At 72.8% G+C, this 246-nt stretch carries 1 protein-coding gene; it reads left to right on the top strand.

Annotated elements, in window-relative coordinates:
• Positions 1-200 (top strand): hypothetical protein (locus AC0IX4_RS23240; protein ID WP_471831443.1); only part of this gene is annotated, 200 nt, incomplete at its 5' end.
• Positions 201-246: the final 46 nt, after the last annotated feature.

Below are 246 nucleotides of genomic sequence, written 5' to 3'. Positions count from 1 at the left end.
CGGGTACACCGTTCTCCCGCAGGCGCGCCAGCGAACCGTTCGCGGCGCGCCTGCGGGAGAACGGTGTACCCGTTCAGCACGACGTGTTCGGCGACTCCGAACACGCGCCGCTCGACCGGCCCGGCACACCCGACGGGATCCGAGCCGTGAAGCGTCTCCGAGAGTGGGTGGCGGGCGGCTACAGCGACCTGCGGGATTGAGCGTCGGCAGGGCAAGGGCCGCTGCCGACCCCCGGAGGCGCTCGGA

It is taken from the genome of Rhodococcus sp. AC861 (assembly GCF_979256035.1).
The sequence above is the reverse complement of the archived record's forward strand: the minus strand, read 5'-3'. Positions and strand labels throughout refer to the sequence as shown.